The following is a 24,611-nucleotide window of genomic DNA, read 5'->3' as shown; positions in this document are numbered from 1 at the left end:
GGTCCGTGGGGTTTCCGCCGCACGATCCGCCGTCCCCGACCGCTTATCCGGGACAGATCAGGGGCCGACCCTGATGTCCACGCCATGGAAGCGTGTGACGATCGGACCATGACCGCCACCACCGCGCCCAGGACGCCGATCGACGAGGAGCCGTCTCCGCGGAAGCTCTACCGCTCCTCGGAGGGTCGGCTCCTCGGCGGCGTCGCCCGCGGTCTCGCCGGCCACCTGGGGATTCCCGTCTCCTGGGTGCGGATCGTGTTCATAGCGCTGAGCACGGCGAACGGCTTGGGTGGGGTGCTGTACGCCTCTTTCTGGTTCGCGGTCCCGCTCGGCACCGGTGGAGTGGATGCTCCGGCCCTCGCCACGCCCGTCGGGCAAGCCCCGGAGGACGGCGGCCGCAGGCGCCCACGACACTGGATTCGCCGCTTCGGCAAGGGCGAGTTCGCCACTGTCCTGGGCCTGCTCGGCGTGCTCGTCGCCCTGGTCAGCAATGTCGGGTTCGGCCGGGCCAACACCTATCTCTGGCCGGTGCTGCTGATGGCCCTCGGTGTGGTGCTGGTCTGGCGTCAGGCGGATGACGCCCGCCGTGCCCGCTGGGCCGCCGCGAGCCGCCGCAAGGGCGTCCTGCCGCTGGCGCGCAGCCTGGTCGGAGTGCTGCTCGTCGTGGTGGGCGTGACCGGGATCCTCGTCGTCCAGGGCTCGACCCGTTATCTGGGCTCGATCGTGCAGGCGTCGCTGGCGGTGCTCATCGGGATCGCGCTGCTCGCTGGTCCGTATCTCGTGCGGATGATGCGTGACCTCTCCGAGGAGCGCCTCATGCGCATCCGAGCCCAGGAGCGCGCCGAAGTCGCGGCACATGTGCACGACTCCGTGTTGCACACTCTCACCCTGATACAGCGCAGTTCCGACAACTCCCGCGAAGTCAGCCGTCTCGCCCGGGCTCAGGAGCGCGAGCTGCGCGAGTGGCTGTACAAGCCGGGTCCGAGGAGCGCGCACAGCGACACTGAGGCCGATGAGGCGGCGACTCTCACCGCGTCGGTCAAGGCCACCGCCGCGGAGGTGGAGGACTACCACGGGGTGCCGGTGGAGGTCGTCTGCGTAGGCGACTGCCCGCTCGACGAACGGCTCAGCGCGCAGCTCCAGGCCGCACGGGAGGCCATGGTCAACGCCGCCAAGTACGGTGGCGAGGGCGGCACCGTACAAGTCTTCGCCGAAGTGGAGGAGAGCACGGTCTTCATCTCCGTACGGGATCGTGGACCCGGCTTCGACCAGGACACGGTCCCCGAGGACCGGATGGGGGTCCGGGAGTCCATCGTCGGCCGGATGGAACGCAACGGCGGCACGGCGCGCATCCGGTCCGCCGCAGGTGAAGGAACAGAGGTCGAGCTTGAGATGGAGAGGGTGGCGAGGACGTGAACGGCCAGCGAGTGCCCGGGGCGGGCGGTGAGCCACAGTCCGGAGGAGTGCCCGCTTCCGTACGGGACACGGTGTCCGCGGTCGGCGAGGTCCCGCCAGCGGGCCCGGCACAAGGACGTGGTGGTGAGGCATCCCGTGACGCTGTGACCAGCCAGGTCAGCGACACCGACGAGACTGTTGCGACCGGCGGGAACGGGGAGACGGTCGGGGCGAACCAACCGGGCGGGGCGAGCGCGACGAGCCCCGAGGACGCCCATGGCGAAGCCAGCCGCCAAACCGTGTCGGACCAGCCGTCGAAACCGGCTGGCGAGGCGGCGCAGAGCGAGCAGCCGGCGGCCCCTCATCGGGTGGTCCGAGTGGTCTTGGTCGACGACCACAGGATGTTCCGCGCGGGCGTCCAGGCCGAGATCGGGCGCACCGAGACGACCGGTGTCCAGGTGGTTGGTGAGGCGGGAGACGTGGACCAAGCGGTTTCCGTCATCCAGGCGACCCGGCCGGACGTCGTGCTGCTGGATGTGCACCTGCCCGGTGGCGGGGGCGTGGAGGTGTTGCGCCGCAGCGCCGCGATAATGGCCGCCCAGGAAGCACCGGTGCGTTTTCTCGCGCTCTCCGTCTCGGACGCCGCGGAGGACGTGATCGGCGTGATCCGAGGTGGCGCGCGAGGCTATGTCACCAAGACCATCACCGGCTCCGACCTGGTCGACGCCATCTTCCGGGTCTCCGAGGACGATGCCGTCTTCTCCCCGCGGCTGGCGGGCTTCGTGCTCGACGCCTTCGCCTCCACCGACGCGTCTCCGGTGGACGAGGACCTGGACCGGCTCACCCAGCGCGAGCGGCAGGTGCTTCGGCTCATCGCCCGCGGATACGCCTACAAGGAGATCGGCAAGCAGTTGTTCATCTCGGTCAAGACGGTCGAGTCACACGTCTCCGCGGTGCTCCGCAAGCTTCAGCTCTCCAACCGGCACGAGCTCACCCGTTGGGCGACCGCCCGAAGACTCGTCTGAGCAGCCCGCCCGTTCGCGCGCGCCCGGCTGAGGGCGCTGCTCGGACGAGTGGGCGTACGGTCACGTACGCGACGGGCGTGGTCAGTAGGCTGGCGCGGTCACGCACCGCCGGGCACTTGCGCGCAGTGCTCGGGCTCGGCGCGTATGACTGGAGTGGGCACACACGCCCTGGGCAGTCCACCACCCTCTCAGTACCCCTGAAGGGGTCGAGCGGAGTTCAGGGCCTCCCTGGCGCGGTGCAGGAAGTCCTCTCGTGCCGCCACCAGTTCATCCGGGGCACGGCCGGTTCCCAGCGCGGTCACGAGCACACGGGCCGCGTCGGCGACCTCCTCGGGCCCTTCCAGGAGCACGGTAGCCAGGGCACGTTGCAGGGCTGAGCGGTCAGCGGATCCGCCTTCCCCGGTCCGGTGCGTCAACAGGACGGCTTCGGCCGCCTCCAGGAATGCCGCGTACGTCTGCCGACGCAGGTCCAACAGCCGTACGTCCCGCTGGTCCTGGAGTGTCGTCCGCACCGTGTCCAGCAGTGCGTCGGCCTGCCGGTCGCCGGCGTGCCGCGCGGCCTCGGCCTGGCGGTTGCCCGCGCTGCGCGCGAACCACCCGGTGACCAGGCTGCCCGCGAGAGCCGAACCAGCCGCGAGCAGCGCGACTCCCCACTCCGTCATGGGACCATTGTCACCACATCCAAGTGGCCTCGCGCAGGCTTTCGATACGATCTGGACATGCCCTCGGAGTGCCCCCACGACAGTCCGCTGAACTGTGGAAACGACCCTCGCGGGAGCAGCGGCACGGGTATGATCACGTCAGCGGCCAGCGGCCAGCGGCCAGCGGCCAGCGGCCAGCGGCCAGCGGCCAGCGGCCAGCGGCCAGCGGTCGGTACTCTTCGCCGCCCGGTCGGCCACCGCGCTGTACCGACTGCTCGACGTCCTCCCCGTGTTCGACGGTGACGAGCGCGTCGCCACCCAGTTCACCCTCGTCCCGGGCTCCGACTTCGCCACCGACGCGCTGGCCGCGATCGAGCGGACACGTGCCCGTACGGTGCCGTGGCCCGAGGCGGCACGGCATCCGTACGACCTGATACTGACGGCTAGCCCCAAGGGCGAACTGACCCGGCTTCGCGGCCCACTGGCCCTGTTCCCCCACGGTGCCGGCTTCGGCAAGGCGTTCCCGGACGAAGGCACGGCCGCGCGCGCCTCCGGACTCGACCCGGCGTTCCTCCAGCCCGACGGACACGCACTGGCCGACTTCCACGCCCTGGCCCACCCCAGCCAGCTCCGTGAACTCACCGCCCACAGCCCGGTGGCCGCCCGCAACGCCGCAGTGGTCGGTGACCCCACGCTGGAACGGCTGCTCGCCTCCCGCAGCCACCGCGATCGCTACCGTGCGGCGCTGCGCACCGGCGCCCGTACGTTGATCGCGCTGTGCTCGACCTGGGGCCCGGAGTCCCTGCTCCGCCGTCGCCCGGGACTGCCCGCCGCGCTGGCCCGGCACCTTCCGTACGACGCCTACCAGTTGGCGCTCCTCGTACACCCCAACGAACGCTGCCGGACCACCGAACCCGACCTCGCCCGCCACCTCGCCCCCGCCCTCGACGCGGGCATGCTCCTGGCCGAACCCCACGCGGAGTGGGCCAGCCTGTTGGTCGCGGCCGACTGCGTGATCGGTGATCACGGCTCGGCGGCGTTGTACGGCGCGGCGCTCGGGCGTCCCGTGATCGGCGCGTACGACGGCGGTGCGGAACTGCTGTCCGGCAGCCCGATGGCCGAACTGCTCGCGCACAGCCCACACCTGCCACACTTCGTCGACCTGCCGCACCCCAGCGACCTGCCGCACCCCAGCGGGCCGGACACGCCTGCCCCGGACACGTCAGACTCGGACACCCCAGTCGAAGCCGTCCTGCACGACGCGCTGACCACCGCCAGCACGGCAGTGGCCCGCTCGTGCGCGGACGCGGCGTTCGCGCGGCGGGGGCAGGCCATGGAACTGCTGGCAGCCGAACTGTACCGGCTGCTCGCCCTCACACCCCGCGTGCGGCCGGCCGCCCGCACGCTGCCCGAGCCCGCGCCGCCGGACCGTACCCCGGGTGCCTTCGCCGTACGAGTGCGGCGTACCGGGACGGCGCTCCTGCGGGTGGCACGGCTGCCCGCTGGCACGGACGCGCGGGGCGACCACCTCGCGGCCGAGCACGGGACCGCTCCGGAGCGGCATGTCCAGAGCGCCGCGCTCCTCTACCGGCGTGCGACGCCACCGCAGGCGCCCCCGCACGCGCCATCAGGCCAGCACCGCACCGCCGTGCCGGAGTGCCGCTGGACGGTCGCGGGTTGGACCGCACAGACGCTGGAGCACTACCCCGGCTGCGACACCGCCGCGGCCATCCTGTCGCACCAACACTGCGTCGTACGGGCGCGCTCGGGGCTGTTGCTGTCCGTCCGCGTCGATCCCGCTACGGACGCCCACGGCCGACGTGTCATACACGTCGATCCGGCCGCCGCGCTCAGCGCGGTGCACGCCTGGCTCAGCGGCCTCACCCGCGCCGCGACCGGGAAGGCCTCCCGCACACCGCCCGGTGGTCGTCGGTCCGGGCACGACCCCGTCGCCGCGGCGCTGCCGGCGAACCTCACCTGTCTCGTGGGAGGGCGCGCCTTCCGTACGCGAGTCGTCAGGGCCTCATCCCAGGACACGGCTCAGCCGTTGTGACCCCCGTCAGCCCGCCAGCCGTCAGCCGTCAGCCCCACCTTCACGGCCGTCACCGCCAACTCCGCCGTCCCCATCCGAACTCGAGCCTGCGCCCAACGCCCCCCGTCGCGCCCGTAGTTCCCGCACCACGGCCCGATGTTGCCGCGCTTCGGCCGGGTCCCCCGCCGCCTCCGCCACCAGGGCCGACTCCTCCAACGCGCGGACCTCCTCCACACCCGATCCCCGCTCCCGCGCGCCGGCCAGAGCGGCCTGGCACAGGTCGCGCGCCCGCTCCGGCGCTCCGCCGCGACGCAGCACCCGGGCGAGCGCCAGCCCCGTACGCGCTGTCATCCGCGCCCGACCCTCCTCCACGGCCCGCGCGCGTGCCTGCTCCAGGAGGCTCTGGGCGCGCTCCAGTTCGTCGAGTTCCGTCAACGCCCGACCCAGCTGGTAGTCCTGCAGCATGACGCCGTACGGATTCCGGTTGGCGCTGTGCATGTCCCGGCACTCCGCATGGTCCGCCGCCGCCTCCCGCCACTCGCCACGTGCCGCGTGCAGCCGTCCGCGAGCCTCTACGGCGGATGCCGCGACCTTGCGTTCCAGCGCGGAGTCGCCCAACAGGGGGATCGCCTGCCACGCCTGCCCCACCTCCGCCTCGGCTTCCGCGAACCGCCCGTCCTCCCACAGCACCCTGGCGAGCTGGCAACGCATCCGTACCAGTGCGGGAGCCTGGGAGAGCCGCCCAGCGGCCCAGACGCCGGTACGGAAGGCGGCGATGGCGTCCTGTGGATGTGGATGGTCCTGATAGTGGGTCCACAACGGTTCGCACAGCGCCACCGTCGCCCGGTCCAGGCTCGACGAGGCCGCGCGGCGCACGAGTTCGTACAGCACCTGCCGCTCCTCCTCCAGCCAGCGCATCGCCCGGGCACTGTCCGGGAACGGCAGGTCCGGCGTCCCCGGCAACTCCGGCACGTCTTCCGCGACCCGCAGCCGAGGCCCCGCCGCGACCAGGTCGGCGCGCTGCGCCTGGCGTGCGTACCAGTCGATGAGCCGACCGACCGCCGCCTCAGCGGCTTCCGGCCCCACCGCACCGACCCGCGCCGCGCGGCGCACCGCATGGGCGCGCAGCAGCTCGGACAGTCGGAGCCGCTCCTCGCGGGAGTCCAGCAGGCCGGCGTTCTCCAGCTCCTCCCGCGCCAGTTCGGCGGCGTCCCAGGCGTCTCGAGCGTCCCCGGCGTCCCCTTCGCTCCCGGCGCTACCAGCCGTCTCCGCGTCCTCGCCGCTCCCCAGCAGCACCGCTGCGGCTTCCGGCAGCACGCCCTGCGGCGGGCAGGACGCCAGCAGCCGGTAGAGCAACGCCGCCTGCGGGCCGAGCGTCTCGTACGCGGCGTCCCACACCCTCTCGACCACCGGCAGCCCCTGCTCGTGTACCTCCGTGGTGAGTTCGCCCAGCAGCCGGCCGAGCGTACGGCGTCGGTGCCGGCGCAACCAGCGGCCCGCGACGTGCAGCGCCGCCGGCAAACCGGAGCACAGCCGCAGCAACTCCTCCACCGCCGCCGGTTCCTGGGCCAACCGCGGATCGTCGGTGACCTTGCGCAACAACAGCGCGGCATGCTCGTCCGACAGTGGAGCCAGCGGCAGCTCGCACGCCGCGCCGTCCTCGAACTCGTACATCGGGCCGTGACTCGCGACGATCACCAGGCTGTCCCCGGATGACGGCAGGAGTGGCCGTACCTCGGCGTCGTACCGGGCGTTGTCGATGATCACGATGAGCCGCCGCGCCTGCGTACGGTCCCAGTACTGCCGACAGCGTGCCGTGAACGCGCGTTGGTGCCACTCCGGTTCCACCCCGAGGCCGCTCAGCAGCGCCCCCAGCACGTCATGCACCTCGACCGCGCCGTCCCAACGCCACTCGTCCAGGTCGACGCGCAGGATGTGGTCCGGATACCGGTCGCGCACCGTACGGGCGATGCGGTACGCCAGCTCCGTCTTACCAGTTCCGCCCAGCCCGCTGAGCGCCAGGCAGAGCGGGCGACTGGCTTCGCGCCACTCGGCGACCGCCCGCAGGGCGCACGCCTGCTCGTCCTCCCGGTCCACGAAGTGCGTGATCGACGCGGGGAGTTGGTAGTTCACTCGCCCTCCCTGTCCGGGTCGTGCCGCGACGCGCGCGCGGCACCCGCCGCGTAACCCTAGGTCATTCACCGGAGATTGACGGTGTTTCACGGATCACGGTCACCGCCCGCCACCGAACGGTCGACAGCGCGCCGCGGGCAGGCCGTACCGGGGAACGGCCCCCGCATCGCCCAGGAACCGATCACGGGCTGCGCAAGAGCCGCGAGAGCCCACGTACGAGCCATCGCCACGGACTCGGATACTCTCGGCCCGCATGGGATTTGACACCAGCTACCACGCTGTCGACGTGGAACTCGTGCAGCGGCGACTGCTGCCGTACCTCGCCGGCCACGGCCACGACGACGACCTGCGGGACCTCGTGGGCCGCGCGGTGGAGACGCGCAAGACACGCTTCTGGGCGAAGCAGTGGGCGCTGGGGGCGAAGCAGGCGGACTGCGGCCTCGATCCGTTCCTGCATGTCTGGGGGCGTCCGTTCTTCGTCATCGCCGACAACGCCGAGCAGGTCGCCGAGGACGTACGGCGGTACATGGCGACCCCGGCCGACGCAGTGCGCCCGCTCGCCGAGGAGATGCTGGCCCGCGTCGACCGCTCCCTCCCCGGCACCGTCGAACCAGCCGACGGCGGAGTCCTCCCGGACGACGAGTCGCTGGGCAAGGGTCTGGACTCGCGGATACGCGCGGTGCGCGAGTGCGCCGGCGCCGTTCGGGACGGGCGGGCTACCGTCCGGCTGGGCTCGGCCGAGCACGACACCGCTCAGCTGCTCGCCCGCGAAGTCCCCTTCACCGTGCTGGATTTCGCTTCGGCGCTCACCCCCGGCTGGATGTCCCGAGGACACTCGTGGCCGACCAGGCTGTACGCGGACGCGGGTGTGGAGCCGCTCGGCTTCACCGGCCCCGCGCCGCTGTACGCCGCCCTGCGGGAGGACTTCCCGGATCTCGACTGGTTCGACTGGCCCACGGTGGTGGAGAACCACATGGTCGGCGGCTTCGTGCCGGCCTCGGACGTCTCCGCGGCCCGGAGGCAGCTCCGGGACCGGTCGGTGGAACTGACCGGTGCGGCGGACGACCGTAAGGCCGAGGACATCGCTCGCGACCTGCGGAAGATCGACGAAGCCTACGCGCTCGCCGAGACTCTGGACTTCGGCTTCTGCGAGGCGACGGAGATCTACAGCGCCATGGCGGGCGAGATGAACTGACGCCCCGAACCGACCCGGTGCGTCAGGTCCGGCGCGTCAGACCCGGCGCGTCGGGCCCAACACGCCGGAGCCCGGTGCGGCCGCACCCCGCCGGCCTGGTCACGGCTTCCGCGCGACCCCGCCGTACATCCCGATATCGCGCTCAGCCACCACCTCGTCGCCTGGCTCCGGCCGCCACTTGTGCACCTGGACCACGCCCGGGTCGAGGACTTCCATGCCCTCGAAGAAGGCCGCCGCCTCCGCTAGCGTACGCAGTCGCATCGGCCGGCCCTACCGGTCGGCCGGGTAGTGGCTCTTGCCGCCCAGGATGTAGTCGTGGATCCACGCCGAGTGCGCCTCACCGGTGTTGGTCTCGTCTCGGGTGTAGCCGGCACCGGGCCGGTTCCCGGACGCCATCAGACGCTCCGGCGGCCGACGGCGAGACTGCTGGACCAGGGCTGGTACAACGCTCATACCAGGCACCCTACGGTTCCGCGGCCACCTGCCTGTCCGGCTCCTCCTCGGCGTTCCGGCACACCAGGTCCAACAGGGCGCGCAGGGTGTCCAGGTCCTGGCGCGGGATGCCGTACGCGAGAGCGGCGTTGGCCTCCTCGATGACGCCGGCCAGTCGTTCGTGCAGTCGTGCGCCCGTCTCGGTCAGCGTGATCTCGGCCTTTCGACGATCCGTCGACAGGCGGCGTCGACGCACCAGCCCCTCGGACACCAACCGGTCCAGGCCACGGGTGGCCGTGGGACCGCGAACTCCCAGTGTCTCGGCGAGTTCGCCCTGGATCATCGGTCCGCGCTGGGCGAGCAACTCCAGCGTCCGCCAGGTGGCGAAGCTCGCGCCGTGTGCCCGCAGTCGACGCTCGAGGAACAGTCGGGCGCTGTGCGCCACGTAGTTGAGCTGGTAACCGAAGCTGTCGCGGCCGACGGGGGTGGTCCGAGTCGATGCCGTACGGCTCGGGCCGTCGGGTTTCGCGTCGTACTGGTTCACGGGGGTCACACATTTCAATAGCTTGCTATCAGTTAGTCTCCTACTGGTAGCTCTACCACTAACAGATTCCCGTACGACAGGCACGGGACCACAGGGGAGAGGGAGGAGCGCAGTGCTGGACATCATCGGAGCGGGATTCGCACGTACCGGGACCGGGTCGCTGAAGGCAGCTCTGGAGCGGCTGGGCTACGGGCCCTGTCACCACATGAGGGAACTCTTCGAGAGCCCCCGGCAGACCGCGCTGTGGAGCGCGGTCGCCGACGGCGGGCCGGTCGACTGGTCCGAGGTGTACGCCGGTTACCGGGCCACCACGGATCTGCCGGGCGCGGCCTACTGGCGGGAGCTGGCCGCCGCCCGTCCCACCGCCAAGGTCATCCTGACCGTACGGGACCCCCAGCGCTGGTACGCCAGCGTCCGGGACAACATCCACCCCTCGGCCCAGGGGGACGCGGCACTGGACGGCAGGCACGACGTCCTGCCGCACCTCCGCGATCTGGAGGAGACGGTCCGCAAGATCGTGTGGGACGGCTTCTTCGCCGGCGAGTTCACCGACGAGGCCCGCGCGATACGGGCGTTCGAGGAGCACAACGCGGCCGTGCGGCGCGAGGTCGACCCGGAGCGGCTGCTGGTGTTCGAGGTGGCTCAGGGCTGGGAACCGCTGTGCTCGTTCCTCGGTGTCGAGATACCGGACGAGCCCTTCCCGCACGAGAACGACTCGGCCACCTTCCGGGAGATGGTCGCCGCCCGCTTCGCGGAGCTGCGAGCGACGGGGACGAGCGAGGCGACGGGGGCCGGCGAGGCGACGGCCGAGCGTTGACCGGGAAGTTCATCGGCACCGGGTCAGTCGGTCGCGCCGGCTGACCCGTGCCCCGCCAGCAACTGCCCCCGTAGCGCGGTAACCAACTCCTCACCCACCCCGAGCCGTTCGGCGGCGTATCCGCGCACCGACCCGTACCGGGAAGTCAGGCCCGCCAGGAAGAGGCGCATGACCTCGGGCGGTGCCTGACCGTAGGCGGGCCACCGAAGCGTCAGGTCGGGATGGTCGGCGTGCCATTCGGCGACCAGGCGTTCGGTGGCCAGCCCGGTCAGGGCGAAGTCGGCGACGATGTCGTCCTCCCGCACCCCGAGCAGCGCGAGGACGAGCATCGCCAGCAGGCCGGTGCGGTCCTTGCCGGAGTGGCAGTGGAACACCAGCGGGGCGGTGTCCCCGGCGAGGGTCTCCAGCGCCCGCCGGATCTCCTTGGCCCCGTCGTGCGCCACCTCGGTGTACTTCTCGGCCAGGAAACGCGCGGGCTCGACGTCCGGCCCTGGCCGGCCTGATCGTACGGACGGTGCTCGATGCTCAGGTTCTGGTAGGCCAAGCCCTCGTAATGGGCGACCCGCCCGCTGCGTGTGACCTCGAAGGGGTGGCGCAGGTCGATCACGGTACGCACGCCCAGGGCCCGGAAGCGCTCCCAGTCACGACCCCGCAGCTTCCCCAGCGAATCGGCGCGGAACACCCTGCCCCAGCGCACCGTACGCCCGTCGGCGGTCCGATAGCCGCCCAGATCCCGGAAGTTGTGCAGGCCCTCGAACGCGATACGCCGCTCCACGAGCCCCACCCTACGCCGCCGGTACGGGACGGGTACGCGGTCGGGGCGCGTACGGGCTCCCGGGGCGCGCCCGGGGCGCCCTTGCGCCCACGGCGGGGCTGTAGTCGGCTGTCGGTATGCGGAAGCGGAGTATCACCACTCTCGTCACCACCCTGATCGCGGGCTCGCTCTTCGCGAGCGCGCCGGCCCCCCGCGCGCAAGCCACCGACGCCGCCACCGGAGACCCGCCCCGTGGTTCGTCCGGACTGGGCGTCGACCTCGACACCGTGACCATCCCGGAGTTGCAGGCGCGGATGGCGGACGGCTCACTGACCTCCTCGGCGCTCACCCGTGCCTACCTGGGGCGGATCAAGGAGATCGACCCCCGGATCAACGCGGTACTGCGCACCGACCCGACCTCGCTGCGGCAGGCGGCCGCCAGCGACAGCCGGCACCGGAAAGGTGACGCCCGCGGTCCGCTCGACGGGATCCCCGTCCTGCTGAAGGACAACGTGAACACCCGGGACATGCCCACCACCGCGGGATCGCTGGCACTGGCGGGCGAACCGCCGGACACCGACGCCGCCCTGGTGACCCGGTTGCGGGACGCGGGCGCGGTGATCCTCGGCAAGACCAACCTGTCCGAGTGGGCGAACTTCCGTGCCGAGCAGCCGACCTCGGGCTGGTCCGCGGTAGGCGGCCAGACCCACAACCCGTACGTGCTCGACCGAAACCCGTGCGGGTCCTCCTCCGGTTCCGCCGCCGCGCTGGCCGCGTCGCTCTCCCAGGTAGCGATCGGCACCGAGACCGACGGCTCCATCGTGTGCCCGGCCGGGATGACCGGCGTGGTCGGCCACAAGCCCAGCCTCGGCCTGGTGAGCCAGTCCGGGGTGGTGCCGATCTCCGCGGAGCAGGACACCGCCGGGCCCATGGCGCGTAACGTGATCGACACCGCGCTGACCCTCTCGGTGCTCAGCGGCGGCGACGCCACGCCTCCCGATCCCGCGGACCTCGCCGAGGAGGCCGGTACGCATCCCGGCGAGCTGCGGGGGAAGCGGATCGGGCTGTGGCGGCTGCCGCCACTGGGCCCGGAGGTGGACGCCGTCATGACGCGTACGGCCGAGCGGTTGCGCGCCGCTGGAGCCGAGGTCGTCGAGGTGAAGCCGCCTTACCAGAAGCGGATCGCGGAGCTTGAGTTCCCGGCGCTGCTGAGCGAGTTCCACCGGGACATCAACGCCTACCTCGCCACCCGCGACGGGCCGCGCGACCTCGCCGAACTGATCGAGTTCAACCGCACGCATCCAGCCGAGCGGACCTGTTTCGCCGGGCAGGAACTCTTCGAGCAGGCGCTCCAGGCGCCGCCCACCACCGATCCGGAATACCAGGCGACGCGGGCGGAGTTGACGGACCTCGCGCGGCGCTCCATCGACGAGACGATGGCCACCCACGAGTTGGACGCCATCGCCGCGCCGACGAACCCGCCGGCCTGGACGACCGACTGCGCGCGGGGCGACGACGACGTGATCCCGTCCTCCACCCCCGCTGCCGTGTCCGGCTACCCCTCGCTGTCCGTGCCCGCCGGGTTCGTGGGCGAGCTGCCCGTCGGCCTGCTGCTGATGGCCGGTGACCGGGAGGACGCCGCGCTGCTGTCGCTGGGGGCCGCGGTCGAACAGCGGCTGGACGCCTGGCGTGCCCCGCGGTACCTGCCGTCGCTCGGTCCCGGCACGACCCGCTGAGCCCGCGCCGGGCCGCCCGTACGGCCTCGTGAGAGGTACGGACGACCCGGCGCGTGGCGTGCGTTCAGGCGCGCCTGCGCCGGAGCTTCGCGTACAGCGCGGCTCCGAGGAGCACCAGGGCACCGCCGCCCGCGGCGACGTACGGGGTGGTGGAGTCGCCGCCGGACTCGGCGAGGGCCTTGCCGTCGCTCTGCACGGTGATCCCGTCACCTGCCTCGTCGCCCTTCGGGCTGCCACCTGAGTCGCTGGAGTCGCCGGAGCCCGTACCAGAACCGTCGCTGACGCTGTTGGCCGCCTCGGCCGGCGCGGGCTCGCCGTTGAGGCTGACCTCGACTGTGGCCGAGCCCTCACCTGACTCCGTCACGTCGATCCTCACCTGACCCGCCTTGTCCGAGGCGGACTTGATGGCGTCCGCGGCCGGGGCTTCCGCCGAGGCGGCCTCCTCCGTCAGGTCCACGAGGGGCGCGCTCTGGTAGGCGCCGTCCTTCACCAGGTAGGCGTGCACGCCCTCGACCTCGGCGTCGAGCTTCCCCGCCTGGTGTCGGTACTCCACGACGAGACGGTTCTCGCCCATCGGGACGTCCAGGGCACGCAGGCCCGTGCCGCCCCGCTCGTGCAGCGAACGCAGCTCGTACGTACCGGACTTCGTCAGCCGCTTCTTCTCCTGGGAGTTCAACCACTTCATGTGGATCATCTCCGGGGCCGTCAGGCCGTGCTTCACGCCGCCGCCTCCCATCGGCGTCTTGCCGCTGGTGCCGTCCTCCTCGCAGTTGGCGAGGTCGCCGTCCTGGCAACGCAGCCGCATCTGGTGCCCGAAGCCGAAGTTGTGGCCGATCTCGTGCGAGAGCGTCGTCTGGTCCAGCCCGAAGGTCGGTATCCAGCTGTACGGGCCACCGACGCTGCCGAGTCCGCCCCAACCGCACTTGGTCTTGTCGTCCGGGAAGACCATCGAGAGGTGCCGGTAGTCGCCCTTCTCCCGGTCCAGCCCCTGCTTCCTCAGCTCCTCCTGGACCAGCGTGTTCATCCGCCCGGTCTCGCACCTCGCGGCCATCGGGATGTCGACCGGGCCGATGACGGGCTGGTCCGCCTGGGCCGGGGTGAACTGGAAACGACCGTTGGTCATGTCGTCGTAGAACGTATTGATCGACTCCGACTGACCGAAGTACCGCTCCTGGACCCTCTTCCGGGTCTCCTCCGGCTTCTCGATCTTGCTGTCGCTGAAGTTGACCATCACGACAGCCATCTCGCGGGTCTCGGTCCCCTCGTCCGCGTGCGCGGCGCCGGGGAGTACGCCGGTGACGACGGCGGCCGCGGCGACCGCGCCGGCGAGGCGGGTACGGGTGGACATCTGCATGGTGATCGCCCTCTGCTTCACGGATGGGTCACCGGTGCAGAGCGGCCTTTCGCGAGGCCGTCCCGCGACTTTGCCAACTCTTTACGAAGGTCTTGCCTGGAGAGACAGGTCCGCACTCCGGAATGACATTTGTGCAGCACAGCCATGACAGGTGTCACTGGTGCCGGCCCGGAGCCGAACGAATACTGGTCGGACTCTGTTGTACGACCACGGAGCGCCACTTGGACACCCCACTTCCGCACTTGCTGCTGACGGCCGACACGGTCACCCTCCTCCTGGTCTGCTCGGAGTTCCTGCTGCACCCCCTCGGCGGCGGCCTCCACCCCCGGGGCATGGGACCGTGGTTCGACGCCCACTCATGGCTGCCCTGGATGAACGCCCTTCTGGTGGTGGCGAGCGCCCTGGCAGCCTCACGGGTCCGCCTGCCGCCTCCGTACGCGCGGACGGACCGATGAAGCCCTGGCACACGCCCCGGCCCGGCTCACTCACATGGCGGACGAGGAATCCGGTCCGGGGAAATCAGCTACGACTCGTTGCGCGAGGAACTCCACGTTTCCTGAGAGGGACGCGTCCTCCCCCGGGCCGGGCCGAGATACTGCTGGGTGGGATCGCCAAACACCGTGGCGCCCGCCCTGGTCGCCGAGGGCGCCTTCCAGCTCGGTGCGATGGCTGCCGAAGCCGGTGAACACGAGCGGGCGGCAGAGTTCCTGAAGCGGACCATCGCAACCAGCCAGCCGGAATTCACGGAGCAGGCCAGGGAACCGCTGATCGAGTTGGACGCGAAACACGCGGAGGACATGCCCGAGGAGAAGCACCGCCCGAGCTGGTGGAAGCAACCACGAAAGGGCGCGAGACCGCGGGACTCCCCCGCCCGCCGACAGCTGACTCGCTGAAGCACAGGTCCACACAAAGCAAGCCACCGCACCACGGGGGCGGCCTGGCGTGCCCGGGTGACTCCAGCACCACGGCCAGGACGCTACAGCACTGGGCAATCCCACAACGCGAAGATCCCGCCCCGATCTCCATGATCGGGACGGGATCTCGTCAACCGTTCACCAGATCACTCAGGAACGGCCTTGCGGTGGACCTGAGGGGATTCGAACCCCTGACCCCCTCGTTGCGAACGAGATGCGCTACCAACTGCGCTACAGGCCCTTGCGGCGAGTGAAACTCTAGCATCCCACTCGCGGCACGCGGAAATCCACTGTCCCGCAGGTCACAGCCGGGGCCTCACTCGTTCACGGCACGCGGTCGGTCCTCGTCGGCGTACTGGTCGAAGAGTGGCGTACGCCCCCGCTCCGGCGTCGCGGCCTCTGTCCCGTCCTTCGCCTCAGGTCCACGCTGTCCCCGCACGTCAGCGGGACGCTGACCACTCGGGGGCTCCGCGGTGCGGGACGTGCCCGGTTCGGGGGCGGGTCCGCCCGCCCCCGCCGTGCTCGAGCGGGCGGAGCTCCAGGTGTCCGGCGCGTCCAGGTCCACTCCCCGCGCCGTACGTGGTGCGACCGGCGCGCTCACGTACGTCGGCAGCGGCACCGGAACCGGGTCCCACTCCTCGCCTTCCGACTGCTCACGGACTCGGCCGCGCTGCTGGTCGACCCACTCGGCATGGTCGGTGCGCTCGACGAGCGCCCGCCGGTCGGCGGATGGCGCCCGTCGGTCAGCGGCCGGCTCGGACGTCCCCGCCACCGCGTGCGCCTGGGTGGACTCCGGCTCCCACCGGGGCTCTCCGGCTCCCGTGGCGTCGGCCGTTCGCGAGCCGCCCGTGGTCGGGTCGGCCGCCACCGGCCTCACGCGTTGGGCCCGTAGTCGCCGAGCCGCCTCCTCCGCCTTGCGGCGGTCCATGGTGACGACGAAACGGCGCCGTTCCTGGATCCGCAGGTGCACGATGTACGCGCTCAGCAGTGCCGCCGGCGCGGCCGGCGCCCAGAGGAACGCGACGCCGCCGACCGCCGCGATGATCGCGCCGCAGGTGAACGCGAGGAACAGCGCCATGGTGGTTCGCCGCCGTCGGGCCAGCACCCGCGCGCGCTTGCCGCGTTCGGCCTTGTTCCGCTCGGTGTTGCCCCGTGCGGCCTTGCTCCGCTCGGCCTTGTCCCACTCCGGTCCGTCCGGCGGTGTGTCCGCCGTCCCGCGTCCCGCGCCCGCACGCTGCGGACGCGCGCCGGCCGCGAGCTCCGGCGCCGCCGACTCCCGGCCGTCATCCTCGCCCCGCGGTGCCGCCCCCACCATGGTCTTGGGGTCGGCGAACGCCCGGACGTCGACCGGATCCTCGGTGCTCTCGTCAGGGGCGTCCCGTGCTCCACGGTCATCCCCGGCTGGCCCGACGTCGCCCTCGGCCGCTTCCGGCTCCGAGTCGGACTCGGCGTCCGACGTACGTCTGTCGGCTTCCTTCGCGTACCGGCGCTCCATGGCCGCCTTTCCGGAAAGCAACCGGATGGCGGTGCTGAAGCGTTCTGTCGGACGCGCCTCGTTCAGCTCGTCCTGCCGGCGAAGCCACATCGGCACCAGATAGGCGGCCCAGGCCCCGACGATGACTGCGTAGATGAGGCCACTGCTGCTCACCCTCACACGGTAGAGGGGATGACGGCGAGGCATCGACCGAATGGCGCGGTGTGTCGCACCATCTTGCTGATATCACCGTAGTTTTTTCATCAGCGCGCACCAAAACGCGCCCTTTGTGCCCAACTCGCGAGCGCTCAGCGACAGTTCGAGAAATGGAATCGAACGCTTATAGCATTCTTCCCTCAGTGCGTGGACTTCCGTTTCGCCAACGGGCCAGCACTCCCTCCGGCACTTCCTCCGCCGTCAACGCGAAAACCAGATGGTCCCGCCATGCCCCGTCGATATGCAGGTACCGGGGCCGCACCCCCTCCTCCCGAAAGCCCAGTTTCTCCACCACCCGACGGCTCGGGTGGTTCTCCGGCCGGATGCACACCTCGATTCGGTGCAGTCCGACCCGACGGAAACAGTGGTCCGTGGCGAGCGCGACCGCCGTCGGCATCACGCCGCGCCCCGCGACCTCCCGGTCCACCCAGTAACCGATGTGCCCCGAGCACATCGACCCCCAGGTGATCCCCGCGACCGTGAGCTGACCGGCCAGCCGCCCCTCGTACTCCACGACGAACGGCAGCATCCGCCCGGCCTGCGCCTCGGCCCGCAGATGGCGCACCATCTGGCGGAAGGTGGGCCGGCGGGCCGGATGGTGGCCGGGCGGCGCGGGCGGGATCGTCGCCTCCCAGGGACGCAGCCAGTCCCGGTTGCGCTGGTTCACCTCTCGCCAGGCCCGTTGATCGCGCAGCTTCACCGGGCGGAGGGCAGTGCTGCCGTCCGCCAGCGCTACCGGCCAGGACGCGTTCAGTTGCTGTCGTCCCCTCTCGGGTGATCGCCGCCGTGGATCTGCTCCACCGCGTGCCACAGGAGCCGGTCCAACACGGCGAGTCCGTCGCGGACTCCGCCGCTGGAACCAGGCAGGTTCACCATCAGTGTGCGCCCGGCGATGCCCGCGACGCCACGGGAGAGCGCCGCGGTGGGCACCTTTGCGGCGCCCTCGGCACGGATCGCCTCCGCGATCCCGGGCACCTCCCGGTCCACGACGCGCCGGGTCATCTCGGGCGTGCGGTCCGTGGGGGAGACGCCGGTGCCGCCGGTGGTGAGTACGACGTCGTAACCAGCGGCCACCGCCTCCCGAAGGGCCTCCGCCACGGGCTCGCCGTCGTGCACCACCCGCGGGCCGTCCGTACGGAAGCCCATCGCCTCGAGTCCGGAGACCAGCAGCGGACCGCCGGCGTCCGGATAGACGCCGTCGGCGGCCCGGTTCGAGGCGGTCACCGCGAGCGCGCGGTACGCACCCGCCGCGTCCGCCGTGCGCGTCGCTCCGCGCGGGCCCCCCTCTGCGCCGTGTGCGCCGTGCTCGTGGTGTGCGTGCTCGCTCATTCCCGCTCCCCGGCCCCCGACCCGGCGCCCGGTGCCTCTCGTACGTCCGCTGTGTCTCGCGGCCAGTTGCCGGAGGCTCGCGACCAGTCGCCGGACGCGCCGCCGGTCTTCTCCAGCACCCGCACCTCGGTGAGCACGGCGGCCTTGTCCACGGCCTTCACCATGTCGATGACCGTCAGCCCGGCGACCGTCACCGCCGTCAGGGCCTCCATCTCCACGCCCGTACGGTCCGTGGTGCGCACGCTCGCGGTGATCTCCACGGCCTCCTCCGTGACGGTCAGCTCGACCCCGACTCCGGAAACCGCCAGCGGATGGCACAGCGGGACCAGTTCCGGGGTCTTCTTGGCGCCCATGATCCCGGCGATCCGGGCGGTGCCCAGCGCGTCCCCCTTGGGGACGCCCTCCCCGCGCAGCAACTCGACGACACGGGGCGCGACCAGCACCCGCCCGGTCGCGCGAGCGGTGCGGGCCGTGACGTCCTTCCCCGAGACGTCGACCATCCGGGCCGCGCCCGTCGCGTCGACGTGCGTGAGGTGCTGCTGCTCGGCGCTGCTCATCCTGCTCCTCCCCCGTGGGTGCCGCCCGTGGGCGTTCCCGATGGGTGGCCACCGTGGGTGCTTCGCGGGGTGTCCGCGCGCCCCGTGGCGGCTCCGGCTTCGCCCCTGGTGTTGCTCCTGGTACGTGTGTGGTGCCCGGACACGGTACCGGGCACCCGGGGAAGGCGGGAGCGGCACGACGGCCTTCGAGACCGTCAGTCGAGCCGGATCACCTCCACCTCGTCTCCCGGGGCCGCCTCCTCGGCGCGCTCCGGCAACACGATCAGGGCGTCAGCCTGGGCGAGGGCCGCGATCAGATGCGAACCGGCGCCGCCGACCGCGCGGACCGTGCCGGTCTTCTCGCCAGCGGCCGGCGGTTCGTACGCACCGCGCAGGAACTGCCGCTTGCCGGCGGGCGAGCGCAGCTTCTCGTCACCCGCCAACACGGCCCGCACCGGCTCGCGCCGGGCTGGTTCGCGCCCCAACAGGACCCGGATGGCTGGGCGTACGAACAGCTCGAACGAGACGTACGCGCTGACCGGATTCCCCGGCAGCGCGAACAGCGGCGTGTTCTCCCGGCCGATGACCCCGAAGCCCTGGGGCTTGCCGGGCTGCATCGCGAGCCGCCGGAACTCGACGTGTCCCCCGGCGTCGTCGATGCCGCTCAGCGCCTCCTTCACCACGTCGTACGCCCCCACGCTCACGCCGCCGCTGGTGACCACGACATCAGCGCGGATGAGCTGGTCCTCGATGGTGGCACGCAGCGTCTCCGGGTCGTCGTCGACCGCGCCCACCCGGTACGCGACCGCGCCGGCGGCTCGGGCGGCGGCGGTCAGCACGAAGCTGTTTGCGTCATGGATCTGACCGTTTGCCAACGGCTCGCCCGGCTGCGCGAGTTCACTGCCGGTGGACAGCACGACGACTCGCGGCTGCGGCCGTACGGTCACCGAGCCGAAGCCGAGCGCGGCCAACAGCCCGATCTGCGGCGGCCCCAGCACGGTGCCCGAGCGCAGCGCGAGCGTCCCGGAGCGTACGTCGCTGCCGCGGGCGCGGACGTGCGCACCCGCGGCGGCCGGCCGGTGCACACGGACCTCGCCGGTGGCGCCGTCCGGATCGGCGCTGCGGGCCGTCATGGAGTCGGCCGGTCCGCCGCCGGTGCCACCGTCCGTCCACTCCACTGGTACGACGGCCTCCGCCCCGGGCGGCAGCGGCGCCCCGGTCATGATCCGTGCCGCCTCGCCCGGGCCGACCTCGGGCAATTCGCCGCTGCCGGCGGCGACATCGCCGAGGACGCTGAGCACGGCGGGCAGTTCCCGGGTCGCGCCCTCGACATCCGCGACCCGCACCGCGTAACCGTCCATCGAGCTGTTGTCGAAGGGCGGCAGCGACGCGGGCACCGTGATCTCCTCGACGAGCACGCAGCCCTGCGCGTCCAACAACTGCAGCTCGATGGGCTCCAACGCGCGGAGGCCGCGCAGGACGTCCGTCAGATGCTCGTCGACGGACCAGGTTTCGCTCACTCGCCTACATCTCCTTGTTCACATACGCACGCAGCCAGTCCCGGAAGTCCGGGCCCAGGTCCTCACGTTCGCATGCCAGTCGGACAATGGCGCGCAGATAGTCCCCCCGGTCGCCGGTGTCGTAACGCCGGCCGCGGAACACCACCCCGTGCACCGGCCCGCCCAACGACGGATCGGCGGCGAGCGCCTGAAGCGCGTCGGTCAGCTGGATCTCTCCGCCGCGCCCCGGGGCGGTGTCGCGCAACACCGCGAAGACGGCGGGGTCGAGGACGTAACGGCCGATGATGGCGAGGTTGCTCGGCGCGTCCGCCACGCTGGGCTTCTCGACCAGGCCGGAGACCCGTACGACGTCCTCGTCGTCCGTGCCGCTCACGGACGCCGAACCGTAGAGGTGGATGGTCTCCGGATCGACCTCCATCAGCGCGATGACGCTGCCGCCGTGCTCGTCCCGCACGGCGTTCATCCGGGCCAGCAGCGGGTCCCGGGGGTCGATCAGGTCGTCACCGAGCAGCACGGCGAACGGCTCGTCGCCCACGTGCGGCTCCGCGCACAGGACGGCGTGCCCCAGGCCCTTGGGGTCCCCCTGGCGGACGTAGTGCATGGTGGCCAGGTCGCTGGACTCCTGCACCCGGGTCAGCTTGGTGGCGTCGCCCTTGTTGCGCAGGACTTCCTCGAGTTCGTAGTTACGGTCGAAGTGGTCCTCGAGCGGGCGCTTGTTCCGACCGGTGACCATGAGTACGTCGGAGAGGCCCGCGGTGACGGCCTCCTCGACCACGTACTGGATCGCGGGCTTGTCGACGACCGGGAGCATCTCCTTCGGCGTCGCCTTGGTGGCGGGCAGGAAGCGGGTGCCAAGGCCCGCGGCCGGAATCACGGCCTTGCTGATCCGGTTACGTGAACTAGTCATGCGAAGCACCATAACGTGTGTGTTTGAGCGGAAGATGAGGTTCTGTTCGGGTGAGTGACGTGGAGGGCAGGAAGCGGGAGTTGCGCCGGGGCATCCTGGCGGCACGTTCCCGACTGTCAGAGGAGGACGTGCGCGAGGCGCCCCGGGTTCTCTCCCGCCGGGCACTGGCACTGTCCGAGCTGGGCCGGGCGCGTACCGTCGCGGCGTACGTCTCGGTCGGCCGCGAGCCGGGCACCCGCCCGCTGCTGGACGCCCTGCGCGAGCGCGGAGTCCGGGTGCTGCTGCCCGTGCTGCTCCCGGACGACGACCTGGATTGGGGAGTCTACGCGGGCGCGCCGGGGCTCGTACGGGCCGGGCGGGGGCTGCTGGAGCCGGTGCGGCCCCATCTGGGGCCGGAGGCGGTGACCGCGGCGGACGCGGTGCTGTTGCCGGGCTTGGCGGTGGACGAGTCGGGCGCACGGCTGGGGCGTGGCGGCGGCAGTTACGACCGGGTGCTGGCCCGGCTCGGGGCCGCCGGGCGGACGCCGCCGCTGGTGGTGCTGCTCTACGACGGCGAGGTGCTGCCCCGGGTGCCGGCGGAGCCGCACGACCGGCCGGTGACCGCGGCGGTGACGCCCGCGGGGGCGCACCGCTTCGGACCGGCCGGAGCGTGGGGCACGGCGTGAGCGGTGGCGTTCCCGGGCCGACCGGGCGGACTGGGCCGACCCGGCGCCTCCGACGGCACCGGCGTCACGGCGTCACCGACCTGACCGGCGTCACGGCGTGAGCGCCATCTTGTCGTCGGTGCTCTTCTCCACCGCCTTCTCGCTGAACGCCCAGGTCAGTTGCTCGCCCTCGGCCCACATGTCCGTCTGGTCGACGTAGTTGGGGTGATAGGCGTGCCCGGAGGCACCGGTGAGGTTGATCCAGCTGGAGTCGTCGAGGTTCGCCAGGTTGACCACCATCCGCATGGACGGGACCCAGCTGACGTCGTAGCCGCCCGCGGCGTTCCAGCCCGTCGCGTTCACCGCGGCCTCGCCGCCACCCAGCTCCCACGGCCCGCGGTTGAGCAGCCACTGGATGGCTCCGGGGCCCTCGGTGCCCAGCGTCTGGTTCCGCAGCATCAACCGGTGCAACCGGCCCCAGGTCCAGGTGTCGATGTCCTTGCCCAACTCGGCGGTCAGCTCCCAGCGCGCGTCCTTCATCGCGTGTTCGAGCAGGTCGTCACGGTTCTGGTCGCCCGCGTCCCGCCGGCTGCCGCGGGTCTTCCACCAGTCGGACTCCGGCTCCTTGAGGAGCTCGCGGACCACCTCGAACCAACGGTCGCCGCCGTCCGGCTGAGCGTTCTCCGGGTCCTGCTGGCCACACTCGCGCACCCGTTTGGTCTGCCCGTCCAGTTCGTCCAGCGGCGCCGACTCGTCCGCCGGCGGTACTCGCAGGCACTCACCCTCGGGTCGCAGCTCCTTGGGGAACTTGTTGCCGAAGGCCAGCTTCAGCACGTTCCGCCAGACGCCGTTGAAGTACGCGGCGGCGGCCGAGTCCGCGTCCTGCGTGTGGTCCCAGCCGCGCAGCAACTCCTGCGCCTCACGCACGTACTCGTCCTCGATGTCGATCTCCAGCAGGTACGGCGTCAACAGCTTCGCGATCTCGCTGCTGTTGTCCAGCTGCATCTCCTGCATGTCCTGCATGGAGACCTTGCCGCCGTGCGCGATCTTCTGCCGGATCATGTCGTTGATCCGCTGGCTGCGCGCGCCGTAACCCCAGTCGTGGGTAAGGAGGTAGGGGTACTTCTGCTGGTCGACGACCGCCTGGTTGGCCGTGACGATGTAGCCACGGTCCGGGTTGTACTCCCAGGGCAGCGCGGACTGCGGCACGTAGTCCTGCCAGCGGTACTCCGGGTCCCAGCCCGGGGCCGGATACCGACCGTCGCCCTTCCCGCGCACCGGGATCCGCCCCGGCGCCTGGTAGCCGATGTTGCCCTCGGTATCGGCGTAGATGAGGTTCTGGGACGGTACGGCGAAGTCGCGGGCCGCCGCCCGGAACTCCTGGAAGTCGCTGGCGGCGTTGAGCTTGAAGACGGCGTTCATCGTCTTGGACGGGGTGAGGGCGGTCCACCTCAGGGACACGGCGTAGCCCTCCGCCCGATCCGGCGCGGAGTGGTCGACCGGGGCCTGCTCGCCGACGTCCGCGGCCTCGTCGTCCCAGTCGGAGATGATCGGCCCGTTGTTGGTCCCGCGTACGGTGATCTTCCGGTCCTTGCCGCCCGCGACCTTGATGACCTCCCGCCGGGTGGTCAACGGCACCTGCTTGCCGCCGTAGAGGTACTTCCCGTCCTTGACCTTCTGCAGGTACAGATCGGTGACGTCGGCGCCGAGATTGGTCATGCCCCACGAGATGTCCTGGTTGTGTCCGATGACGACACCCGGCATGCCCGAGAAGGTGAAGCCGGAGACGTCGAAGGGGCAACCCTCGCTCACGTTCCGGCAGTGCAGTCCCATCTGGTACCAGACGGACGGCAACTGTGGTTTCAGATGAGGGTCGTTGGCCAACAACGGCTCGCCGGTGGTGGTGTACTTCCCGGAGACCACCCAGGAGTTCGAGCCGATACCGCTGCCGTTCGGGCCCAGCATGCCCGGCACCTGGTCGAGCCGCTTCGCCACCGAACCCAGCTGGGTCCGCGCGTCCCGCATCACGTCCGTGCCCGGTGCCGAGCTCGCGGCGCTGCCGGGAGTGGTGCCACCGCCCTCGGGGCGGTACTCCTTGCTGGCCGGGTCGACCGAACCACCCTCGACGATGGGCTTGTTCCGCTTCGTCGGGTACGAGGGGTACAGCTCCTCGATCTCCTCCTTGTCGAAGCGGCTGGTCATCAGGGCTCGATCGATCTCGTCCGACATGTTCCCGCGCAGGTCCCAGGCCATGGCCTTCAACCAGGCGACGGAATCCACCGGGTCCCAGGGCTCCGGGCTGTAGTCGTACTGGAGGTCGAGCGCCGCGTACTCCACCGAGGCGGCCGACCCCTCGTGGTCGTCGAGATAGGCGTTGACCCCGTCCGAGTACGCCTGGAGGTACTTCTTGGTCTGGGCGGGAAGCTGCTTGTACTCCTTCTCCGCGACCTCGCGCCAGCCGAGCGTACGAAGGAACGCGTCCGTCTTCACCTGCCCCTCCCCGAACATCTCGGAGAGTCGACCGGAGGTGGTGTGCCGGCGTACGTCCATCTCCCAGAACCGGTCCTGCGCCTGCACGAATCCCTGGGCCAGGAAGAGGTCTTCGGGATTGTCCGCGTAGATCTGCGGGATGCCGCTGCCGTCCCGCTTGACGGTGACCGGGTCCCGCAGCTTGTCGATCTGGAGCGAACCGGTCGTCTGCGGAAACGAGTCGCGTACGGTGCTGACGCTCCAGAACGTACCGAACCCGACACCCCCGACGAGCAGCAACACGACTGCGATCACGATAAGGCGGGCGCGTCGTGAGGTCATCTTCGCGGGCATCGTTGTCCTTTGGCGGGGCACGGTGGTCCGGGTGGTGCTGGAGCCAACCATAGGCCGAGACCCGGGGCGCTCCGACAGCGAGTCGGCGAAGTCGGCCCGGCAGCACCGGCAGGGCCGACATCGACCCCGCCTCGTCGGTGCGAGGACGAACCCGCACCCACCGACGCACCGCGCCCACGCCCCTCCCGAC

At 71.2% G+C, this 24,611-nt stretch carries 22 protein-coding genes, 1 tRNA gene and 1 pseudogene; 9 read left to right on the top strand and 15 right to left on the bottom strand.

The window, feature by feature from the left end; genetic code table 11:
* Positions 1 to 108 precede the first annotated feature (108 nt).
* On the top strand, positions 109 to 1,416 hold the full coding sequence (locus tag AN216_RS04290) for an ATP-binding protein (RefSeq protein ID WP_079166235.1): 1,308 nt from the start codon (positions 109 to 111) through the stop codon (positions 1,414 to 1,416).
* Positions 1,417 to 1,763: 347 nt separating this feature from the next.
* A complete protein-coding gene (locus AN216_RS04285) occupies positions 1,764 to 2,420 on the top strand; it encodes a LuxR C-terminal-related transcriptional regulator (RefSeq protein WP_070195252.1) in 657 nt (218 codons plus the stop codon).
* Positions 2,421 to 2,608: 188 nt separating this feature from the next.
* Here the strand turns inward: AN216_RS04285 and AN216_RS04280 are convergent, their stop codons facing one another.
* Positions 2,609 to 3,082: a hypothetical protein gene (locus AN216_RS04280; protein WP_070195231.1), complete on the bottom strand. Its 474-nt coding sequence runs from the start codon at positions 3,080 to 3,082 to the stop codon at positions 2,609 to 2,611.
* A gap of 268 nt (positions 3,083 to 3,350) precedes the next feature.
* On the opposite strand from AN216_RS04280, the gene AN216_RS04275 reads away from it, so the two are divergent.
* The gene (locus tag AN216_RS04275; protein ID WP_244502309.1) at positions 3,351 to 5,114 is read left to right on the top strand and encodes a glycosyltransferase family protein; all 1,764 of its coding nucleotides are present in this window, start codon (positions 3,351 to 3,353) and stop codon (positions 5,112 to 5,114) included.
* Between the two features lie 21 nt (positions 5,115 to 5,135).
* Here the strand turns inward: AN216_RS04275 and AN216_RS04270 are convergent, their stop codons facing one another.
* A complete protein-coding gene (locus tag AN216_RS04270; RefSeq protein ID WP_070195229.1) occupies positions 5,136 to 7,226 on the bottom strand; it encodes an ATP-binding protein in 2,091 nt (696 codons plus the stop codon).
* 253 nt (positions 7,227 to 7,479) lie between these two features.
* Here AN216_RS04270 and AN216_RS04265 point away from each other — a divergent pair, with 253 nt between their 5' ends.
* A complete protein-coding gene (locus tag AN216_RS04265; RefSeq protein WP_070195228.1) occupies positions 7,480 to 8,421 on the top strand; it encodes a hypothetical protein in 942 nt (313 codons plus the stop codon).
* A gap of 99 nt (positions 8,422 to 8,520) precedes the next feature.
* On the opposite strand, the gene AN216_RS30805 is transcribed toward AN216_RS04265, so the two are convergent.
* Genes AN216_RS30805 through AN216_RS04260 form a run of 3 tightly spaced genes read right to left on the bottom strand, consistent with a single transcriptional unit; the run spans position 8,521 to position 9,397 of the window.
* Entirely contained in the window at positions 8,521 to 8,682 is a 162-nt protein-coding gene (locus tag AN216_RS30805) for an SAM-dependent methyltransferase (RefSeq protein ID WP_079166234.1), read from the bottom strand.
* Between the two features lie 9 nt (positions 8,683 to 8,691).
* Entirely contained in the window at positions 8,692 to 8,874 is a 183-nt protein-coding gene (locus AN216_RS30800; RefSeq protein WP_107401886.1) for an SAM-dependent methyltransferase, read from the bottom strand.
* A gap of 10 nt (positions 8,875 to 8,884) precedes the next feature.
* Positions 8,885 to 9,397 (bottom strand): MarR family winged helix-turn-helix transcriptional regulator, encoded by a 513-nt coding sequence (locus tag AN216_RS04260; RefSeq protein ID WP_170843022.1) that lies wholly within the window; start codon positions 9,395 to 9,397, stop codon positions 8,885 to 8,887.
* 112 nt (positions 9,398 to 9,509) lie between these two features.
* Here AN216_RS04260 and AN216_RS04255 point away from each other — a divergent pair, with 112 nt between their 5' ends.
* Positions 9,510 to 10,214, top strand: a complete 705-nt coding sequence (locus tag AN216_RS04255; RefSeq protein WP_070195226.1) for a sulfotransferase family protein — start codon at positions 9,510 to 9,512, stop codon at positions 10,212 to 10,214.
* Between the two features lie 23 nt (positions 10,215 to 10,237).
* Here AN216_RS04255 and AN216_RS30980 read toward each other — a convergent pair.
* Positions 10,238 to 10,989, bottom strand: a pseudogene (locus AN216_RS30980) (tyrosine-protein phosphatase).
* A gap of 116 nt (positions 10,990 to 11,105) precedes the next feature.
* On the opposite strand from AN216_RS30980, the gene AN216_RS04245 reads away from it, so the two are divergent.
* Positions 11,106 to 12,704: an amidase gene (locus AN216_RS04245; RefSeq protein WP_070195225.1), complete on the top strand. Its 1,599-nt coding sequence runs from the start codon at positions 11,106 to 11,108 to the stop codon at positions 12,702 to 12,704.
* 64 nt (positions 12,705 to 12,768) lie between these two features.
* On the opposite strand, the gene AN216_RS04240 is transcribed toward AN216_RS04245, so the two are convergent.
* The gene (locus AN216_RS04240; RefSeq protein WP_070195224.1) at positions 12,769 to 14,079 is read right to left on the bottom strand and encodes an LAETG motif-containing sortase-dependent surface protein; all 1,311 of its coding nucleotides are present in this window, start codon (positions 14,077 to 14,079) and stop codon (positions 12,769 to 12,771) included.
* Between the two features lie 200 nt (positions 14,080 to 14,279).
* Between AN216_RS04240 and AN216_RS04235 the strand changes: the two genes are divergently transcribed.
* On the top strand, positions 14,280 to 14,513 hold the full coding sequence (locus AN216_RS04235; protein WP_070195223.1) for a hypothetical protein: 234 nt from the start codon (positions 14,280 to 14,282) through the stop codon (positions 14,511 to 14,513).
* A gap of 147 nt (positions 14,514 to 14,660) precedes the next feature.
* Positions 14,661 to 14,951, top strand: coding sequence for a hypothetical protein (locus tag AN216_RS04230; protein ID WP_139140853.1), 291 nt, complete (start codon positions 14,661 to 14,663; stop codon positions 14,949 to 14,951).
* Between the two features lie 189 nt (positions 14,952 to 15,140).
* Here AN216_RS04230 and AN216_RS04225 read toward each other — a convergent pair.
* From AN216_RS04225 to galU, 7 genes are all read right to left on the bottom strand, one after another.
* Positions 15,141 to 15,213: transfer RNA gene (locus tag AN216_RS04225), tRNA-Ala, on the bottom strand.
* A gap of 75 nt (positions 15,214 to 15,288) precedes the next feature.
* A complete protein-coding gene (sepX, locus tag AN216_RS04220; protein WP_070195221.1) occupies positions 15,289 to 16,620 on the bottom strand; it encodes a divisome protein SepX/GlpR in 1,332 nt (443 codons plus the stop codon).
* Between the two features lie 166 nt (positions 16,621 to 16,786).
* Entirely contained in the window at positions 16,787 to 17,416 is a 630-nt protein-coding gene (locus tag AN216_RS04215; RefSeq protein WP_079166240.1) for a GNAT family N-acetyltransferase, read from the bottom strand.
* On the bottom strand, positions 17,413 to 17,991 hold the full coding sequence (locus tag AN216_RS04210) for a MogA/MoaB family molybdenum cofactor biosynthesis protein (RefSeq protein WP_079166231.1): 579 nt from the start codon (positions 17,989 to 17,991) through the stop codon (positions 17,413 to 17,415). The genes AN216_RS04215 and AN216_RS04210 overlap by 4 nt, the downstream gene beginning before the upstream one ends.
* The gene (gene moaC / locus AN216_RS04205) at positions 17,988 to 18,548 is read right to left on the bottom strand and encodes a cyclic pyranopterin monophosphate synthase MoaC (RefSeq protein ID WP_079166230.1); all 561 of its coding nucleotides are present in this window, start codon (positions 18,546 to 18,548) and stop codon (positions 17,988 to 17,990) included. The genes AN216_RS04210 and moaC overlap by 4 nt, the downstream gene beginning before the upstream one ends.
* A 194-nt stretch (positions 18,549 to 18,742) precedes the next feature.
* Complete coding sequence (gene glp, locus AN216_RS04200; protein ID WP_070195220.1) at positions 18,743 to 20,047, bottom strand: molybdotransferase-like divisome protein Glp; 1,305 nt, start codon at positions 20,045 to 20,047, stop codon at positions 18,743 to 18,745.
* A gap of 4 nt (positions 20,048 to 20,051) precedes the next feature.
* Positions 20,052 to 20,954 carry a UTP--glucose-1-phosphate uridylyltransferase GalU gene (gene galU / locus AN216_RS04195; RefSeq protein ID WP_070195219.1) on the bottom strand — a complete coding sequence of 301 codons (903 nt, stop codon included), beginning with the start codon at positions 20,952 to 20,954 and terminating at the stop codon, positions 20,052 to 20,054.
* Between the two features lie 50 nt (positions 20,955 to 21,004).
* On the opposite strand from galU, the gene AN216_RS04190 reads away from it, so the two are divergent.
* Positions 21,005 to 21,619 carry a 5-formyltetrahydrofolate cyclo-ligase gene (locus tag AN216_RS04190; RefSeq protein ID WP_070195218.1) on the top strand — a complete coding sequence of 205 codons (615 nt, stop codon included), beginning with the start codon at positions 21,005 to 21,007 and terminating at the stop codon, positions 21,617 to 21,619.
* Positions 21,620 to 21,709: 90 nt separating this feature from the next.
* Here AN216_RS04190 and AN216_RS04185 read toward each other — a convergent pair whose 3' ends face one another.
* A complete protein-coding gene (locus AN216_RS04185; RefSeq protein ID WP_107401885.1) occupies positions 21,710 to 24,421 on the bottom strand; it encodes a penicillin acylase family protein in 2,712 nt (903 codons plus the stop codon).
* Between the last annotated feature and the right edge of the window lie 190 nt (positions 24,422 to 24,611).

Origin of the sequence: Streptomyces oceani, from assembly GCF_001751245.1 — a bacterium.
Taxonomy (GTDB): domain Bacteria; phylum Actinomycetota; class Actinomycetes; order Streptomycetales; family Streptomycetaceae; genus Streptomyces; species Streptomyces oceani.
The sequence above is the reverse complement of the archived record's forward strand: the minus strand, read 5'-3'. Positions and strand labels throughout refer to the sequence as shown.

Bases quoted from the DNA above. Each gene is read 5' to 3' on its own strand.
- AN216_RS30800 (WP_107401886.1), bottom strand. From the start codon at position 8,874: ATGAGCGTTGTACCAGCCCTGGTCCAGCAGTCTCGCCGTCGGCCGCCG.
- AN216_RS04290 (WP_079166235.1), top strand. From the start codon at position 109: ATGACCGCCACCACCGCGCCCAGGACGCCGATCGACGAGGAGCCGTCT.
- galU (WP_070195219.1), bottom strand. From the start codon at position 20,954: ATGACTAGTTCACGTAACCGGATCAGCAAGGCCGTGATTCCGGCCGCG.
- AN216_RS04185 (WP_107401885.1), bottom strand. From the start codon at position 24,421: ATGCCCGCGAAGATGACCTCACGACGCGCCCGCCTTATCGTGATCGCA.
- AN216_RS30805 (WP_079166234.1), bottom strand. From the start codon at position 8,682: ATGCGACTGCGTACGCTAGCGGAGGCGGCGGCCTTCTTCGAGGGCATG.
- AN216_RS04245 (WP_070195225.1), top strand. From the start codon at position 11,106: ATGCGGAAGCGGAGTATCACCACTCTCGTCACCACCCTGATCGCGGGC.
- moaC (WP_079166230.1), bottom strand. From the start codon at position 18,548: ATGAGCAGCGCCGAGCAGCAGCACCTCACGCACGTCGACGCGACGGGC.
- AN216_RS04265 (WP_070195228.1), top strand. From the start codon at position 7,480: ATGGGATTTGACACCAGCTACCACGCTGTCGACGTGGAACTCGTGCAG.
- AN216_RS04280 (WP_070195231.1), bottom strand. From the start codon at position 3,082: ATGACGGAGTGGGGAGTCGCGCTGCTCGCGGCTGGTTCGGCTCTCGCG.
- AN216_RS04210 (WP_079166231.1), bottom strand. From the start codon at position 17,991: ATGAGCGAGCACGCACACCACGAGCACGGCGCACACGGCGCAGAGGGG.